At 64.0% G+C, this 16,988-nt stretch carries 15 protein-coding genes, 1 tRNA gene and 1 pseudogene; 8 read left to right on the top strand and 9 right to left on the bottom strand.

Annotated elements, in window-relative coordinates:
• Window positions 1–321 precede the first annotated feature (321 nt).
• A complete protein-coding gene (locus GY937_09920) occupies window positions 322–2,184 on the bottom strand; it encodes an EAL domain-containing protein (protein MCP5057025.1) in 1,863 nt (620 codons plus the stop codon).
• Window positions 2,185–2,565: 381 nt separating this feature from the next.
• Between GY937_09920 and GY937_09915 the strand changes: the two genes are divergently transcribed.
• Entirely contained in the window at window positions 2,566–2,859 is a 294-nt protein-coding gene (locus GY937_09915; GenBank protein ID MCP5057024.1) for a hypothetical protein, read from the top strand.
• 44 nt (window positions 2,860–2,903) lie between these two features.
• Here the strand turns inward: GY937_09915 and GY937_09910 are convergent, their stop codons facing one another.
• The 4 genes from GY937_09910 to GY937_09895 all read right to left on the bottom strand — a co-directional run bounded on the left by GY937_09910 (window position 2,904) and on the right by GY937_09895 (window position 5,235).
• Complete coding sequence (locus GY937_09910) at window positions 2,904–3,407, bottom strand: hypothetical protein (protein ID MCP5057023.1); 504 nt, start codon at window positions 3,405–3,407, stop codon at window positions 2,904–2,906.
• A gap of 862 nt (window positions 3,408–4,269) precedes the next feature.
• A tRNA-Arg gene (locus tag GY937_09905) sits at window positions 4,270–4,346 on the bottom strand.
• Between the two features lie 74 nt (window positions 4,347–4,420).
• Window positions 4,421–4,822, bottom strand: coding sequence for a hypothetical protein (locus GY937_09900; GenBank protein ID MCP5057022.1), 402 nt, complete (start codon window positions 4,820–4,822; stop codon window positions 4,421–4,423).
• Window positions 4,819–5,235, bottom strand: a complete 417-nt coding sequence (locus GY937_09895) for a hypothetical protein (protein ID MCP5057021.1) — start codon at window positions 5,233–5,235, stop codon at window positions 4,819–4,821. Before GY937_09895 ends, GY937_09900 begins: the two co-directional genes overlap by 4 nt.
• Window positions 5,236–5,311: 76 nt before the next feature.
• Between GY937_09895 and GY937_09890 the strand changes: the two genes are divergently transcribed.
• Window positions 5,312–6,682 carry an HlyC/CorC family transporter gene (locus tag GY937_09890; protein ID MCP5057020.1) on the top strand — a complete coding sequence of 457 codons (1,371 nt, stop codon included), beginning with the start codon at window positions 5,312–5,314 and terminating at the stop codon, window positions 6,680–6,682.
• Between the two features lie 12 nt (window positions 6,683–6,694).
• On the opposite strand, the gene GY937_09885 is transcribed toward GY937_09890, so the two are convergent.
• Window positions 6,695–7,870, bottom strand: coding sequence for a hypothetical protein (locus GY937_09885; GenBank protein ID MCP5057019.1), 1,176 nt, complete (start codon window positions 7,868–7,870; stop codon window positions 6,695–6,697).
• Entirely contained in the window at window positions 7,867–8,547 is a 681-nt protein-coding gene (locus GY937_09880) for a hypothetical protein (protein ID MCP5057018.1), read from the bottom strand. The genes GY937_09885 and GY937_09880 overlap by 4 nt, the downstream gene beginning before the upstream one ends.
• Before the next feature lie 228 nt (window positions 8,548–8,775).
• On the opposite strand from GY937_09880, the pseudogene GY937_09875 reads away from it, so the two are divergent.
• Window positions 8,776–9,456: pseudogene (locus tag GY937_09875) on the top strand (hypothetical protein).
• A 124-nt stretch (window positions 9,457–9,580) separates the two neighbouring features.
• Window positions 9,581–9,751 carry a hypothetical protein gene (locus GY937_09870; GenBank protein MCP5057017.1) on the top strand — a complete coding sequence of 57 codons (171 nt, stop codon included), beginning with the start codon at window positions 9,581–9,583 and terminating at the stop codon, window positions 9,749–9,751.
• Window positions 9,752–9,759: 8 nt separating this feature from the next.
• Here the strand turns inward: GY937_09870 and GY937_09865 are convergent, their stop codons facing one another.
• A complete protein-coding gene (locus GY937_09865; GenBank protein MCP5057016.1) occupies window positions 9,760–10,176 on the bottom strand; it encodes a GFA family protein in 417 nt (138 codons plus the stop codon).
• 434 nt (window positions 10,177–10,610) lie between these two features.
• Here GY937_09865 and GY937_09860 point away from each other — a divergent pair, with 434 nt between their 5' ends.
• The 3 genes from GY937_09860 to GY937_09850 all read left to right on the top strand — a co-directional run bounded on the left by GY937_09860 (window position 10,611) and on the right by GY937_09850 (window position 15,235).
• The gene (locus GY937_09860) at window positions 10,611–10,850 is read left to right on the top strand and encodes a hypothetical protein (protein MCP5057015.1); all 240 of its coding nucleotides are present in this window, start codon (window positions 10,611–10,613) and stop codon (window positions 10,848–10,850) included.
• Between the two features lie 1,413 nt (window positions 10,851–12,263).
• On the top strand, window positions 12,264–13,850 hold the full coding sequence (locus tag GY937_09855) for an NAD(P)/FAD-dependent oxidoreductase (protein MCP5057014.1): 1,587 nt from the start codon (window positions 12,264–12,266) through the stop codon (window positions 13,848–13,850).
• A gap of 425 nt (window positions 13,851–14,275) precedes the next feature.
• The gene (locus tag GY937_09850; protein MCP5057013.1) at window positions 14,276–15,235 is read left to right on the top strand and encodes a ferritin-like domain-containing protein; all 960 of its coding nucleotides are present in this window, start codon (window positions 14,276–14,278) and stop codon (window positions 15,233–15,235) included.
• A gap of 86 nt (window positions 15,236–15,321) precedes the next feature.
• On the opposite strand, the gene GY937_09845 is transcribed toward GY937_09850, so the two are convergent.
• Window positions 15,322–15,798: a hypothetical protein gene (locus GY937_09845; protein ID MCP5057012.1), complete on the bottom strand. Its 477-nt coding sequence runs from the start codon at window positions 15,796–15,798 to the stop codon at window positions 15,322–15,324.
• 262 nt (window positions 15,799–16,060) lie between these two features.
• Between GY937_09845 and GY937_09840 the strand changes: the two genes are divergently transcribed.
• Window positions 16,061–16,537 carry a PH domain-containing protein gene (locus tag GY937_09840; protein MCP5057011.1) on the top strand — a complete coding sequence of 159 codons (477 nt, stop codon included), beginning with the start codon at window positions 16,061–16,063 and terminating at the stop codon, window positions 16,535–16,537.
• Window positions 16,538–16,988: the final 451 nt, after the last annotated feature.

Genomic DNA, 16,988 nt, shown 5'->3' with positions numbered 1-16,988 from the left:
CGTGAGCCGAGAGGGTTCGGTGTGCTCGCAACTCGAGAATGCGCCGAAGCACACTCCGCATTCGCGCCACGGAATGGGCATCGACCACCCAAAACGAGATCCGTCAGCGTCAATCGCCGCGCAGACTCCTAGCGGAAGACTTCGATGTCTACGACTTCCGCGCGCCGGGTGAGCCTGGGGTACTCCTGGCGGACTTCACTGGTCGGAGATCGAGCCGGCGTGGAAGGACTGGACTCCCGAAGAGATCCGCGAGGGCGTGAAGCACGACCTGGCCGAGCATGGGTTCCGTCGAGATTTCGGAGCCGCTGAGCGGGCGCGCCGCTACTTCAGGACGGGGAGCGCGTCGTCGCCGAGGATCTCCGGCTCGGAGGGCTTCGCAAGGAGCTCCTCGCGCGACAGTGGCGACCAGGCCTCCGGCCGTTCGATGGGCAACCTCCAGGTCGCGTCCGGCGCAGTCACGGCGCTCTCGAAATCGCTCTTCGGCGTGGGCTTGCCGAGCAGATAGCCCTGCAGCTGGTGGCAGCCGAGCCCCAGCAGAAGGTCCATTTCCTCGAGGGTCTCGACTCCCTCGGCAACCACCTCGAGATCCAGGCCGCGGGCCATGCGCACGATGGCGTCGAGGATCACCGCCCCCGAGTTGCGCGAGACCGCGTCGTGCACGAACGACTGGTCGATCTTCAGCAGGTCCGCCGGCAGCTGCTTCAGCAGGGCCAGCGACGAGTAACCCGTGCCGAAATCGTCGATCGCCACCCGGATGCCCGCTTCGTGGAGCTCCGCCAGAGCACGCATCGCGGAATCCTGGGCCGCGACCGACTCGGTCAGCTCGAGCTCGAGGCGACCCGGCGCGAGCCCGCTCTCGTCGAGAATGCCGCGTACCCGGCTCGGAAAGTCGCGCTGCTCGAGCTGGCGGCCCGAGATGTTGACTGCCACACGGATGTCCGGAAGCGACGTCCAGCCCGAGGCGATGATGCAGGCGCTGCGCAGGATCCATTCGCCGAGGCCCACCATCATGCCGGTGTCCTCGGCGAGGCCGATGAACTCGTTCGGGGCAACCAGCCCGCGCGTGACGTGCTGCCAGCGCACGAGGGTCTCGGCGCCGACGATGCGCTCCTGGACCACGTCGATCTGAGGCTGGAACTCGAGCACCAGATCACCGGCCCGGATCGCCTCGCGCAGCCCGTTCACGAGCTCGAAGCGTTCGTGGGTCTCCTCGTCCATCGCGTTCTCGAAGCTGCGGACCGCATTGCGTCCCGAGTCCTTGGCCGCGTACATGGCGGTATCCGCCCGCCGGATCAGCTCGTCGGCGTCGGTCCCGTCCTCCGGAAACAACGCCACGCCCACGCTGGCGCTGATGAAGCACTCCGCCCCACCGACGTGGTAGGGCCTCTCGATCTCGTCGCGAAGCGCCTCCGCGAGGCGGATTGCGGCCTCCCGGTCCGTGACCCCCATGGCGACGACCACGAACTCGTCGCCGCCAAACCGCGCAACCACGTCGCGCTTCGGACGGATGCGCTGGAGGCGCTTGGCGACGTCGATCAGCAGCTCGTCGCCGGTGGCGTGCCCCAGGTTGTCGTTGACCGGCTTGAAGCCGTCGAGGTCGAGGAAGAAGACCGCGAGCTGCTCGCCGTGGCGCTGCGCGCGGGCAAGCGCGGTGCGCGCCGATTCCAGCAGCGCGGTGCGGTTCTTCAGCGCGGTGAGCGGATCGTGGTTGGCCAGGAACCAGTGGCGTTGCTTGGCCTCGCGAAGCTCCGCCATCATCCGGTAGCGCTCGACAGCGTGGACCAGGCTGCGGGCGATCAACGCCGGCGTGGACTCGCCCTTGATCAGCACATCATGAGCGCCCGCGCGGGTGGCGCGCAGGGCCAGATCGGCGTCGCCCTGGTAGGTGAGCATCACGATGGGCAGCGTGTCTGCGGCGACCCGGGCCCGGTGGAGCGATTCGAGGCCGACGCTTTCCTCGATGGCCAAGTCGAGGAGCAGGACGTCGAAGCGCGCGGCGTGCAGCTTCTGCAGCCCCTCCTCGATCCGCTGCACGTGGGTGATCTCGAAGCGCTGCGCAGGGGCCGCGCCGAGCACCTCGAACAGGCGCTCCGCCGCGAGCTGGTCCGCCTCGACCAGGAGTACGGAAAGGGTCGGCTCGCGCTCGGCGGCACGGCGATCAGCAGGCGGTTCGGGCTGGTTCAAGACTGCTCCCGGTCTGGCTCCCCCCGTGTATCGGCAGGCCGTGGGTCCGGTGAAACCCCAGAGGCTCCCAGAGCCCTTCCCCGCGGGGCAGGCTAGGCCAGAGGGATCCACTCCCGCCCGGCAACGAGCTGCCCCATCTCACTGTCAACGGCCCAAACGCCTCCGAAAGGACCCCTTGTGGAATTCGGCATCTTCTACGAGCACCCGCTTCTGCGGCCCGCTGCAGGGCCCCTAGGGATGCTTGACCTAACGCCCATATTCGGGCACCGAGCGAAAACGCAGCTTGAACGCCCTATTCCCCTCCGTTGCTGCCTTCGTCGCAGCCCCGCCTCGAGCCCGTACGTCGTCTCGACGCGTGCGGCGTTCTCCTTGTCCAAATGCATGGCCGTCGACCTTCAGGCCACAGGCTCGAAGATCGGAGCCTCGGTGCTCACACCCAGTTCATTCGATACCGGATTCGCCAGAACGGCCCGCGTGCGGCCCGCCTCGATGGGCGCCGATTCGACACCGGATGGCAAGGCGACCCGCGAAGCCCTGACGGGAATCGTCGCGCAAGGTGCCGCGCTCGAAGTAGCCGCCGCTCCGGTCCTGGAAGGGATCCGCTCCGGTACCTTCTTGATCCCTACGGGGCCAAGAGCTACGAAGCCCAACTTCGAAACCGCTACGAGGCTTTGATAGACCGCCTCTTGCCCGCCCTCACCGAGGTGGACTGACGCCGGTTATTCCGGCGCGCTTGCGTCTTGCCGCTCGTCCGGTTTCTCGTTCGACCCGAGAATCGCGGCGAGTTCGTTCAGGTCGTTGGCGAGATCCTCGAAGGCGTCGCCATCCCTAAGTAGGACTCGAGCCGTGTAGTCGCCGTTCTTCAGGGCCTCGACCTGGCGTCGGAAGGCGACCTCCGGGCCCATGACCCGGCGGGTGTGCCAGCCCCAGAGGCCGACGACGAAGACCGTGTAGAGCGAAAGCACCATGCCGAGGGCTACAAGGGCGCTACGCACCTGATCTTCGATCAGACGCGCGTAGAAGCCAGAATCCCCATTCGGAGCTGCCTCCATCACCACGATCGTGTCGTAGGTGGTGTGCCCGAGGACGGCCGCAAGACCCGCGAAAGCGACGGTCAAGGCCACGATCATGATGGGCAGCCGGAACTCGAAGCCGGGCAGCCAGAATGTATTGAACGCCTTACGGCGACTGTTCAGCAGAGAGAACGTGTTCTGGTTCGACATGGTCCCTTCCAGCACAAAGCGTCGGCACAACGGGCCAGCCGCTAAAGCTCCTTGGGCGTGCTTTCGGGCTAGCATCCCGGAGCGTGCTTCCGGCCCGGGAGGAGCCCGTTGCAGGGCCTCGTGGGGATAGTTGACACAACGCCCATGCTTCGGGCGTCGAGCGAAAACGCAGCTTGAACGCCCTACCTACCTATGGCTCGGGGAGCACGTTCCATTCGCGGCGATGCCGGTCGAACAGGCGTGTTGGGATTGGTTCCACACCAACGGCGTGACCTTGAAGGACACGACACTCGACCATCCTGGCGTACGCGGGAGTGCAGCGCGGAGAAATGCTGGCCCTGAAGCCCGCGCGCGCGGACCTGGCGCATGGACGGCTCGACATCCGTCGTTGGGTCAAACACGGAAAGCGCTCCAGGCTCAAAGGGGGCCCCAGGGATATCGCGATCCCTCAGGTCCTTGGTCGAGCTCTTGCGGCGCCACGTTTGAACGCTGCCCCGCGATGCGGCCTGGGCGGTCACCGATCGGACCGGGCGGCGGCGCATGCAGGAGACGAAGCTCTCCCGTGCGTGGCAACGACTTCGCTAGAGCGACGAGTTCAAGGCGCTCGGAATCAGGCCGCTGCGCGTGCACGACTTCCGGCACACCTGGGCCACGCTGGCGCTCCAAGTGGGCAAGAGCGTGAGCTGGGCAGCAACGCAGCTCGGCCACGCAGAACCCCGACTGACCCTCCCGCACTTACGCCCACGTCATGCCTCACGACGGCGAAGACATGGAGTTCCTGGAGCTGGGACTCGTGATTCCTGAAATAGAATCACAGGGAGTCTTCAGCGGAACCTGAAACCGCGTAAGTCCGCGGAAAATGTGGTGACCCAGGCAGGATTCGAACCTGCGACCCCCAGCTTCGGAGGCTGGTGCTCTATCCAGCTGAGCTACTGGGCCACGCAGCGGAAGGCGGAGGCTACCGGAATGGATCCGCCGCCGCGAACGAGGGGCCCCACCGGTTCCCGGTGCCCCTAGAGCGCCCCGATCTCCTCCGTGCTGCGCCGGATCCCCCAGCTCGCGACCACGCCTTCCTTGTCGAAGAGCACCAGCAGGAGGTCGGCTCGTTGCTCGTTCCTCGTGAAGGAGAAGAATGTGATGTTCGTGAAGACCGGCTCTTCGAGCTCCAGCGCGTCGACGTTCCGACGCACGAATCGGTAGAGAAAGGCATCGCCGTCGTGCTGGCGAACAATGCGATCCGGCGGCCCGAGGATCTGGAGGACCTGGGCTTTGTTGGTGACTCCAGCCTGGAGCACCTCATCGGGCACCGCGCGGATGGGCGATCCCCGGTAGATCCGCGTGATGCTGCAAGCCGTACCCAGGCCCAGGCTCAGACCGAGAAAGAGAACCAGGCCCAGTGAAGCGAAGCGCATCATTCGCGCTCCCGACTCTGGCGGAAGCCGAAGTACTGGACCACATCGTCATCGTCGAAGAAGACGACCAGCAGATCCGAATCTGCGTGGATGGTCAGGCTGTTGAAGAGGATCGTGACGATTCCGCTGAGGCGTCCCTCGTTGGCCTGCCACGCCAGGATATCCGAGAAGCGACGCGGAGCGCCCCCTCCAGGCCCGCCGGTCGTTTCTTCGGAGAGGATCAGATCCTCGAGAAGAGACGCATCCGAGAAGTTGCTGGGCGGACCAAACCAGGCCAGCAGATCGGCCTTCGTGGTCGTCCCGGCCTGGATGTCGCCGACCTTCGTCGCGTCGACGGGCTTGCCCTCGGAGTAGGTGCCGATCACACAGCCCGAGAGCAGGCTCAGTCCGAGGACAAGGAAGCAGAAGTGTCGCATGCTGGTATTCCCCCGGGCGCAGACTAGCCGATCTCGGCCGCTATGATGGGCGCCTCCGCAGGGCGGGATCTTTCCGATGGAACACGCCAGCTCCGATCTCGATGCGCTCGGTGTCGCCTGGCGCCTGGGCGCCACCCTCTTTTTCGTCGCCCTGAACGGCTTCTTCGTCGCGACCGAGTTCGCCCTCGTGAAGGTCCGTGCCTCACGGATCGATCAGCTGGCCCAACAGGGGCGCGGCAGCGCGGCCGCCGTCCAACACATCCTGGCCCACCTGGATCGCTACCTCACGGCGTGCCAGCTGGGCATCACGCTGGCGAGCCTGATCCTCGGCGCCCTCGGCGAGCCAGCCGTTTCCGTGCTGATCATCGCGGCAGCCAGGGGCCTCGGCGCGGATGTCTCCGCAGAGGCGAGTTGGTTGCCCCTCGTCTCGATCGGCCTGGCATTCTTCGTCATCACCGCGCTCCACATGACCGTCGGCGAGCAGGCACCGAAGATGTGGGCTCTTCGCCGCGCCGAAACCACGGCCCTCCAGACGGGCCGGATCCTGCGCGCCTTCACCTTTGCACTCGGGCCGTTCATCACCGCGATCAATGCGCTCTCGAACTGGATGCTGCGATTGGCCGGATTGTCTTCGGAGCATGGTCACGAAGACTCACACACGGCGGAAGAGATCCGCAGCATCCTCTCGCTCTCGGCCAGCACCGGGGAGATCTCGGATCGCGAATACGAGTTGACTGCCAACGTATTCCGCATGATCGGGCTCGAAGTGCGACACCTCATCGTGCCGCGCATCGACGTCCAATACCTCTCCCTCGAAAAATCAGCGGAAGAGAACCTCCATCTCATCCGCGAAATGCGCCACAGCCGCCTTCCACTCTGCGAGATCGGGCTCGACAGCGTGCAGGGCTTCGTTCACGCCAAGGATGTACTCGACCGCTCCCTGGCCGGCGAAGCCCTGGACCTCGCCGCCCTCGCCCGCCCAGCCGTCTTCGTTCCAGATACGATGTCGGTCTCGAATTTCCTTCTCGAGCTCCAGCAGAAGCAGGCGCATTGCGCGGTCGTCCTCGACGAGCGTGGTACGGCCCTGGGCCTGGCCTTTCGAGAAGACGCCCTGGAAGAGATCGTCGGACCCCTGGGTGACGAGTTCGACAACCCGGAGGTCTCTTTCGTCGATCTCGGTGACGGCCGTTTCGAGTTGTCCGGACGGGTCGCCCTTCCCGAAGTCTGCGATCGCCTCGGGATCCAGCTCAGCGCCGAGGAGGAGGAAGCCGAGGACACGATCGGAGGCCACGTCACGGCGCGCCTGGGCCGTCTACCCCGTAAGGGAGATGCGGTCAGCGTCGGTTCCTTCGAGGCGACCGTTCTCGAACTCGGACGCAGGCGCATCCAGCGTTTGCGAATGGAAGAACCGCAGACGCCGCATTCCCCGGCCGACGAAGCGCCCTGATCCGACGCCCGGCTAGCGCCTTCTTCGACGACGGCGTTTCTTCGTCTTGGGCAGCCGGTAGGGAGAACTCACTTCGCTGGCCACCTGGGTTCCACTTCCATCGTATCCGACAAGAAGGAAGCGGATCAGTTTCGGGTCACGGCGAACCCGGTGGTTCGGCACGATCCAATCGAACGTCCCGTCGGCATCGCCTGGCGAGAGCATCGCCCATGCGCTCTTTCTCCAGCGGCGGCGCTTCCTCGTCTCGAGCCGGTACGACACATCCACCGAGACCACATCACTGCTCCCCTGCCAATCAAGCGTCACCGCGGTGTTTTGCCGCAACCCGCCGCCCACGGGCCCGGTGAGGCTTACGCTGCTCGTCGCGACCGGTGGATTCACCGGCGGCGGAGGCGGGGGGGGAGGTGCCACGACGGCCGCCGTGTAGGCGGCGATCTGGCCACGGCCATATTGCAAGGTGTTGACTGCGTCTGCTCCATTCACGGGATCCGCTCGATCCACGCCGCAGGGATGGCCGTTGCAGACGAGGTCCGGGCTGGAGAACAGTGGGACACGTGAAGCGCCAAAGGCCGAGCCGTAGGCCATCACCGTGACGAAGGAATTGTCGACTCCGTGGCCCAGGGCCCACGGGAAGGTCCCGCCCTGCCCGTTCTGTCGGCGGGAGTGAGAGAGGCCCATGTTGTGGCCGAGTTCGTGGGGAAGCACCTCATCCGAGCAATCGATGGAAACGTGGCTGTAGCCGTGGCGGCGGGACCTCGAAAAATCCCCGTTCTGCCCATAGCCCCCGAGCCAGGCAACACCACAGATGCCGTCGCCGACGTAGGGACGCATCAACACCACCAGATCCGCCCCGACCTGTGTGCGCTTGGCTTCAATGCCGGAGAAGACCCCGCTGTTCTGGGTCAATGCGTCGAGCGCGGCATCCGATCCGGCGGTATCGCTGTACGCGACTTCCTCGGAATGAACCACGCGCAGGCGGAGCCCGGCCTCGCTGCGCCGATAGGCATCGTTTGCAGCGTTGATCAGGTGATTGATCCGCGTATCTACGCCGCTTCCATAGCGAGCGGTAGTCGCAGGCGAGTAGAGAATCATCAAATCGACGGTCACCGGCGTCGGTTCGACCGCGACGGAAGGCACCACCGAGGCCACCAGCACCAAGACGGCAAAGAGGGGCGTGAGCCGGATCAAGGTAGGACCTCCTGGGGAATCCGTTCATCGGTCTGGTTCGTGTCGACGAGCACCTGTTGCAGGTCGTCGCGGAAGACAGCTGCGACGGTGCTGGTTCCCTCGACCAGGAAACGGCCCTGGGCGGTGGACACCTGCCCGAAGAGCGCACGCTCCCCGAGTGTCAGAGTCAGCGCGTACTCGTCGTCGCTTCCATCGATCACCGCGCCAATCCCGCGGTCTCCATTGCTGGCCTGGTTCACCCAGGTCACGGTGGCGTCGATGACTCCGAGGCCCGGCAGCGGAAGTGCGAGGGCTTCGCCCACTTCCAGGGCGCGAATTCGTTCCGGATCAACACTCAGACCGTGGCGGGTCGGACGGTAGTCGCCGATGGCATGGTCGAGATGGTGAGGAGCCTCAGCCCGGAGCTCCCACACACGATGGACAGGTGCCTCTTCGAGCTCCGCTGCGAGCGCCGCGCCCTCGAGTCCCGCGCTTGATGCCGCTGCACGGGAAGCCGAGGCGCGAACCCCCCCAGGCCCCTTCGCGTGGGGATGCGGATTGCTGACATCCCTGTCTGCACGCCTCTCGGTTGCGGCATGCTCGAATCCGTTTGCTTCCGGGCCCTGAACGAGAGCCTCTGACGGGGACGCAGGGAAGAATGCAGAAGGCGCGTTCCAGATGGCGCAGACTGCCAACACTGCGCATATCGTCCAAATTCGTCGCAAGCGAAGCTCTCCATCGGTGGCCCTGCCGAGGGTGGTTCCGAGTACTTATCGGCAGCTGCCCGGTTCCCGCTGTGACGAAAACCAGAAAAGACGAGAACCCAACAGAGACGACGCATTGGTGGTCGTTCTGCCGGTTGGCGTAGTCGAGTTGCACTTCCGTTGCGCTAGCGCGCGACCTCGCGCGGAGGGACCCGGCTTGGAATGCTGTCGGGTGCCGTGAATCGACCCATCCTGCTCATGACCTGCCTGTTCCTGGGGCCGGCCCCCATGCTTTCAGAGCCGGCGTCGCCCACCCTCGTCTACGTCGAGACCGACACCCAGACACTCTCCACGGGTGGACACGGCGGGCTTGGCGCCTGGAAGGCCATCCACACGGCGGTCTGCGACCACGAACCCCCGATTCGCGCGGTCCTTCACGTCGGGGATCTGGTCGAAGGCCCCGTCGATGGCCAGTACAGGACGGCGGAGCAAGCATTCAAAGATCGTCTCGATGGCTGCGGCGTCGTTCTGCACGCAGCCGTCGGCAATCACGACTACGACGTACCCGATGGAACTCATCCGCTCCAAGGCCTGACTCGCTGGTTCGCGTGGCGGGCCGCCCGCCCCACCCAACCGGAGCACAGCCAGGCCGAAGGGCAGCCGAGCAGCTTCGTCAGCCCTCTCGCGCCCGGCTGGTGGGTAGCGAGCCTGCCCAACCTCTGGAGCCCGGCGGAAGCAGCATGGCTCCACGCCGAGCTTTCCCGACTTCCGCCGAACGCATCCGTACTCTTCCTTCACCATAGCTGCGCCCAGCCCTTGGGAGGCCAGTGGAAAGAAGGGGGTGCGTGCACGTCTCTGCTCGAAGCAGCGCCGCGCATCCGCGCGGTCGTCAGTGGCCATTGGCTCGGGGGCGATCGAGAGACGTTCAGCATGGAGACCCTGCCGAGCGGTCGCAAGGTCATCAGCATCCATGGAAACTATCAGCACACTCGGAGAGTCGAGGAGGGGGGGGCTCTCACGCTGGGGGTTGCTGATCGAACTGGACCCCACCTCGCACACGCTATCCGTCAAGCCCTACGACGCGGTGACTGGCGCCGAAACCTACAGCCCCGCGAGACAAGCCCATGCCCCATCGAGAACACTGAAGAGCGATGCCCCTGCCACGTTCGAGGTCCCGCCTCTCGAAGCGGCACGCTAGAGATCATCTCACGGCTTGCTCAGCGAGGCGATGAACTCCGCGCCCGTCTTCCGAGGGTGGTCTCCCGCGAACGCATAGCCACCCGGCTTCTCGTCGATGTAGATCTCACCGACCAGCCGAAAGGCGGCGGAATCGTCGAAGGTCCCCGACAACAGGAAGTGTTCTCCGGATTCCTTCAAGCGGTAGAAAAGATTCGTTCCACAAGTCTTGCAGAAGCCGCGCTCGGCCCACCCGGAAGAGCCATAGACCGCGATATTCTCTTCGCCTCGGTAGTCGACGCCCGCCACCGCCGCTCCGAGAAACGGCCCCCCGGACCAGTTCCGGCACATGCTGCAATGGCAGGCATGGATCTCGGTCTCTACCTCGCTCGCTGTGAAGGTGACGGCACCGCACAGGCAGCTACCCGTCATTGAAGCATTGGGCATCGAAACTCCTCTTGAATTTTCCAGTGGTGATTCGAGCGTACAGCGAGAAAGGCCCTTGCAAGGACGAGGAATCCGCGTTGGTGACAAAGCCTGGCAGCGGCAACACGGACGCGACCCGCCACGCAGAAACGTATCCGCCACCATATGAGAATAGTCTGATAGCATGGCCCGGGTCCAGCCGGACTACTCTGAAACGCTCGTCGGCATCACCGAGATTGCCGTTGCGCTTGCTGGCTTTACCGGGGTCGTCGTTGCCTTCGGGAGCCGGAGCGAAGGCAGTTGGCACCCGGGCGACCGGCTGCGTCTGAGTTTCCTGCTGGAGTCCAGCCTGACCGCCGGCGGCTTCGCCTTGCTCACACTCCTCTTGTTGCAGGGTTTCCCTGACGAGATCTCCATTTCGTGCACCGTGGCGAGCATCTCATGGGCGCTCTTTCATGCCCTGGTCGCTCTACTCATCCCATCGCCGTGTTCAGGAGAACCAGCTGAAGCATGGCGACATCGATCGGATTTCGAATGGCCTCGTCTTCACGATCTTCTCGGTTCTGATCCTCGCACAGATCGCCAACGCGGTTCTTTGGCACGAATTCACACCGGTGCTGGCAGCGCTCTGCTTCAACCTTGCGGGCTCCGCGATGCAGTTCACTCGTCTGATCCGATCGGCGTTCCACGCCTAGAACGTCGCCGGTCGTCGCGGCTTCAGCCTCCCGGAGGAGAGCGACGGATTGCGCGCGAAGCCCGAGTCCATCGGTACCCGACCTGGCCGAGGAACCCGCGCGGAAACGCTTCGAGCTGTTCGAATCCGAATAGTAGACACCGGCAGCCAGCCACCCGACAGAGCCCAGCCCGTGGCCGAGGGGTTCAATCTCCAATGGATACTTCGGGTTGCGTTGTGACTTGCCGGCGAGAGTCCACCGGGCGAAGCCTCGTTGGAAGTTCTCACACACCCGCAGAACCGTTGACGGCGCCACCGTCTGGATCGAGGAAGATACCTTTGGCAGAATCTACCGCTGAAGCGCATGAGCCGGGAGTGACCCCCCTCACAATGAGAGGCAACCCGGGTCCGATATCACTGAAGCACCCTATGCAGGAGCCCGTCATGAAACGAATCACTGCCCTTTTCATTGCCTTCACCGTCTTGCTCCTCGTGGCTCCGACCGATGCCGACGCCAAGAAGCGCCGACGACGTGTGATCATCCATCAGCAGTACGTCATCCCGTTCACGTGCGGAAACAACGCAGCGGACGTGAGCAATGTCCTGCCGGGCGACTACGCCATTGCGATCGATGTCTTGAACGCGGGGGCGGCTGACATCACGCTCGACGAACAGATCCACCTGACCTTCCCGCCGGGCAACCAGATGCCGAGTCATGTATCCGACCGCGTGAGCGTCGCGCTGACGGCCGAGACCGCCATGCAGATCAGCTGTGACGACCTGCTGGGGTTCGTCTACGCGAACCCGCCCACAGCCACCACCTATGTGCAGGGGCTGCTTCTGCTGACGGCGAGTTCGCCCGCCCACGTCTCGGCAACCCGCACCGCTCAGGGTGCCGCGGGCGATCTCACGATGGAGACCGAGCAGGTCCAATCCGTCGGCGTGCGCCCGATCGCCCAGGATCCGGATGGCAAGATGACGATCTGCCACGCCCCGCCCGGCAACCCCGCCAATGCCCACACGATCAGCGTGGGAATGTCCTCCTGGCCCGCCCATCAGGGCCACGGCGATCGCCAGGGCGCCTGCAACCCGTAGAGGAGCCGCGGGAGGCACCGCCTTGCCACGATGGGAGCGCCAACGGAGCGGCGCCAGGAATCGAACCCGGCTCCAAGAAGCGTAGGCCCGCGAAGCAGAAGATGTCTGCTTCCGGGGCGGAGGAAGCCATCTTCCCAGCTTTCAGCTGGTGCGAAGATCCCAGGCACGTCAGATGGGTCGAATCGCCTCAGACCGAATCGTTCAAGGGATCGGTCCATGCATGGAATCGACCCATCCAAGTACAGAGGCGGACCGAGGAGTGGCCTATCATCTGGCCACTACCACGCAGGGATAGCACGACGCATCTGTTCTCGCGCTATGCGCAGGAGAAGGGGACCGCATGAGCGAAATCGAAAACCTGGGCGAGTTCGATGTGATCGTGATCGGTGCCGGCATGGCGGGCCTGATGGCGGGTTGCGCGCTCGCATCGCGAGGGCACCGCACTCTGCTGCTCGAGAAGCACAGCAACCCCGGCGGTTGCACGATGAACTTCGAACGCGGGGACTATCGCTTCGAAGCATCCAACCACGTGATCAATGGATGTGAGCCCGGCGGCATGACCTATCGATTGCTCGAGCGGATCGGCGCCCACGACAAGATCGACTTCATCCAGCTCGAGTCCTTCGGTCGTCTGGTCGACGAGGGCCGCGGATCCGACTTCGATCTTCCCTGGGAACTTGGCAGGCACATGGAAATGCTCGTCGAGAACTTCCCCGATGAAGAAGAAGGAATACGAGGCTTCTACGCAAAATATGGTTCAATGGCGGAGGCACTCGTCGGAAGCCACGGTGTCGCCGAGAGCGGTGACACCGAGCAACGTGCTCGCCTGGCGGAGGCGGCCGAAGTCTTCGGCACCCTCAGCGGGCGCAGAGCACCGGAAGTGCTCGGCGAACATGTTTCGGATCGCCAGCTGATCGAACTGATGCTCGCGATTCCAAGTGGATTCATGGGAACGAGTGCGAATCAGCTCGACGCTGGGAGCGCCATCATGTGCGATCTCGTCTTCCGCATCGATGGAGGGCAAGCGTACTACCCCAAGGGCGGCTCCGGCGAGATGAGCAAGGTCGTAGCCGATCTCTTCGTCGAACGCGGCGGCACGCTGCTATTGGGCCAGGGCGTCAGCGAGATCACCTTCGAAGACGGCCGAGCCAACGGGATCATTTCGAAGCGTCGCAGCGGACGCTCCGTCTCGGCTCGAGCGCGCTGCGTGATCCACGCCGGCGACATGACGGCTTTGGTGAACCGGCTCGTTCCGGAAGGCAGCTTGCCGACAGAGTACGTGAAGTCCATCAACCGGAGGCGACCCAGCATTTCCGCCGCGATTCTCTTCGCCGGCCTCGACCTCGACCTGCGCGGGATGGGGGTCACGGAATGCGAAATATCGCGCAGCTGGCCTGGAACGCAGCCGCCACCGACCTTCGAGGAAGTGGCGCGCGACGGTGACTACAGCAAGCAGACATCGGCGATGGCGACGATCTACAGCAACATCGATCCGAGCTGCTGTCCAGAGGGCAAGAGTGTCGTGGCCACCATGGTGCTGGCCACGCCCGAGAAGTTCGATGAGGCGCTCGGCGAAGGGCGTCATCGCGGTCGGGCATACAAAGCGATGAAGGAGAAGCTCATGCCTCAGCTCCTCTCGAAGATGGGGCGTGCGCTCGGCGTCGACGATATCGAGTCGCACGCCGAGGTGCTCGAGCTCTCCACGCCGGTGACGATCGAGCGCTTTACCGAAAATCGCGGCGGCGCCTACGTGGGTTGGCGTTACTCGGCCGATCAGGTGCGAGACCCGATCCCGCAGCAGTCCCCGGTCGAGAATCTCCTGCTCTGCGGTCACTGGGTTGGGCCAGGTGGAGGCGTGAGCAATGTGATGGCTGGCGGATTGAACGCGGCCGATCTCGCTGAGGCCTATCTGAACGATTCGGATTGAGTTCGCGCTGGGCGCAGCGAGCCGAAACAGCTGCCCCTGCCGCGAGGAAGCCGATTCTCGCATGTCGAGGCCGGTGCTGAACGACGCCCCATGGGTGATCACGGCGATCGGCAATGGACCGCCCCATCCTCTGGATTCTGCATGTCGGCCACGGCTGGATCGCCGTTTGGCTTCGCGTGCCGGGGATCGAGCCCTCGCGCGGCCCCTCGACGAGGCTGTGGCCGCCGGCTCGGGGTATGACTGCCGTCATACCGATCCCGCCCTGGTTCACCCTATCCTCTTTGGCTGGTCGCAGCGGGCGCACTCCGGAGTGGCGCCCAGCGGGTGAGAGCAGGGTCTGGCGTCCAGCATCAGGCATATCCGGCTTCACCTTTGCCCTCTCGGACAGTGCGGCCAGGTCCGAGCACTCTGCGGGAGGAAACGGCATGGCCCTCGACGAACTCGTTGCCGAAGTCAAGACAGTCTGGAAGTTCGACTACGACTCGAACATCAAGGCACTGAAAGAGCTCTACGAGGTGGCGAAGAAGCAACAGTGGAACGCCGCCACGGACATCCCCTGGCAACTCGAAATCGACACGGGTGGCGACATCCTGGATCCCGAGCGGGACATGCTGCGCGGCTTCGACTTCATCCAGGCCATGCCCGAGGACAAGCGCCGAACGCTCGCAGTGCGCCGCGCCGCGTGGACACTCTCGCAATTCCTTCACGGCGAGCAAGGTGCCCTGCTCTGTTGTGGCCAGCTCGTCGAGGCGGTGCCGGACATCGACGGCAAGCTCTACGCCGCCACCCAGGTGATCGATGAGGCACGACACGTCGAAGTGTTCCACCGATACATAGAGCGACTCGACCGCGTCTACCCCATCGACCCGGCACTGCAGGGTGTCATCAACGCGATTCTCCAGGCGGACCTGTGGCAGATGAAGTGCGTGGGGATGCAGGTCATCGTCGAAGGACTCGCCATGGGCTCGTTCAAGAACATGAAGGAGAGGACGCGCGACCAGCTCCTCAAGGACATCGTGGAACTCACCGCGCAGGACGAGGCGCGCCACGTCTCGTACGGGCTGATCTACATGAAGGACGAACTGCCGAAGATGTCCGAGGAGGACCGGAACCGGGTCGAGGACTTCGCCATCATGGCCATCAAGGCGATGGTGAGGCCGAGCGGCGGGGGCGGAGGCCTCGGCTCGCAGATGGGCGTCTTCGGCGATCTGGGCATTGACCCCGAGGCAGCCATGAAGGAGATCCGCGAGAAGTTCAGCGAACCCGGCTTCCGCGCCTCGCGGCCCGATGCCTTCCGCGACTACGTCATCCCGCAGCTCACGCGGATCGACCTCATCACCGATCGCACCGCACCGCAGTACCGCGAGCTCGGCTTCGAGGTCTAGCTCGTACATCGTCGGCAGGCATCACTGGCCGGCTCAACTTCCCCTCCGCCTGTTGGTCATGGTAGAGGCGGACCCAACCGGCGACGCTAGAAGCGCAGATACCCGCGTGTCCCGGCAACGGCCCCTACGATCGCCACGAGGCTGAGGGTAAGAAGTATCCGGTGCATACGGTGAAGAATGCTGAAGGCGCGCTCAGAATCACGCTCTGCCGCAGCCATGAACCATCGGTTGAGGAAGAGAGGCTCCAACACGAACAGGACCACCGTGAACGCGAGCCATACGAACGTCATCAGGTGGACCCACCAGTAGGACGGATCCAGATAGCGACTCCAGGCTCCCATGACGTGAATCATGTAGAAACCCGAGGCACCGGCAAGAACCGTCGTCACACGGGCCTGTAGTGCGAATCGGGATTCGAGCTTCTCGAATAGCTCTATTCGCTCGGCCTCGACTGGCATCCTTCGAATCGCAGGGATGAGCACCGTCGTAACGAACGCCACACCGCCTATCCAGAGAACGACGGAGAGCACATGAACAGCTCGTGCGGCTACGAAAGAGGCCATGTGAAGACGTACCCCTGAATGCTCGTGCGAGCAGATCGATCGGTGTCGTGCGGCCCCGCGGCAGGTTGATCGGCAACGACGATGACGAGCCAATGAGAGTCGAAGCTCGAAAGCTAGCAGGTGTAGCCCGCCAACAGGATTCGGACTCCGGTCACGTACAGAGCCGCACCGCTCGTTGCAACTCCGGCCCGTAGCGCCGCTGCATCTCGAGAGCCTCTTTGGGGTAACATGGAACCTGTTGCGACAATCGAGGTTGGGTCACGTGGCGGAGCATCTGAAGACCACGGAGAAAGTGATCTACGAGGGGCACACCTCGTGGGCCAAGTACTGGTACCTGATCGGCATGGGCGGCCTCTTCATTGCGTCGGGAATTCAACTCGTCAATTCCCCTGGAACCAATGGCGCGGGCTACCTCTTCGGGCTACCGGGCCCCCTCCTCATCGGAATCGCCTACCTGGGGGTCAGAGCGACGAGCTACACGGTGACATCGGAACGGGTGATCCGAAAGAAGGGCCTGTTCTCGCCGAAGACATCGGAAGTGGCGGCCTCTGACATCGAGCACGTGCTGGTCAAGCAAGGCTCCACCGAGCGTCTCCTGGGCATCGGCAACGTGGTCATCACCACAACGGATCCGTCTCAACCAGAGATCATCTTCGCCGGCGTCCAGAGCCCACGAAAGGTTGCCGGAATGATCCCCGGCCGACGACCAACGGTCTCGAGGCGTCGACTCGGCGAATGAGTGGCTGACTCCAGTCAGCCCAAGATTCCGCACCAGATCACAGATCGGGAAACAGGAGATGGAGGAGGAAGAGCAAGATTGGAAAGATCACAAAAAGCAAGAGCATGACCATCGAACCCTTCGGCGAAATCTCGTTTCCCAGCCGCCTGTCTACCGTCGGCTCTCCCAGATTTCCGCAGTGGGGACAGCTCCAATCGCTCTTGGGCATCTCACGCTTGCATTCCGAACAGGTCTTGCTGCTCATGACGATCTGAACCCTGGGTTCTCCGGAGACCCAAGAAGTTATCGAGCCTCGAGCTGAAAACGGGGATGTAGAGTAGCCCGGGGCAGTCGCCTACCCCGGGCCCTCGCCAGATCCGGACAAGGAGATTTCCACCATCCGGCTCCTCCGTGAATGAGTCTTGTGGCTACGTACCCCAGAGCGAGACCATGATCCGGGGTCTGGGGAGCG

Source organism: bacterium (genome assembly GCA_024228115.1).
Lineage (GTDB): Bacteria > Myxococcota_A > UBA9160 > UBA9160 > UBA6930.
This window is presented reverse-complemented; position numbering and strand designations above follow the sequence as displayed.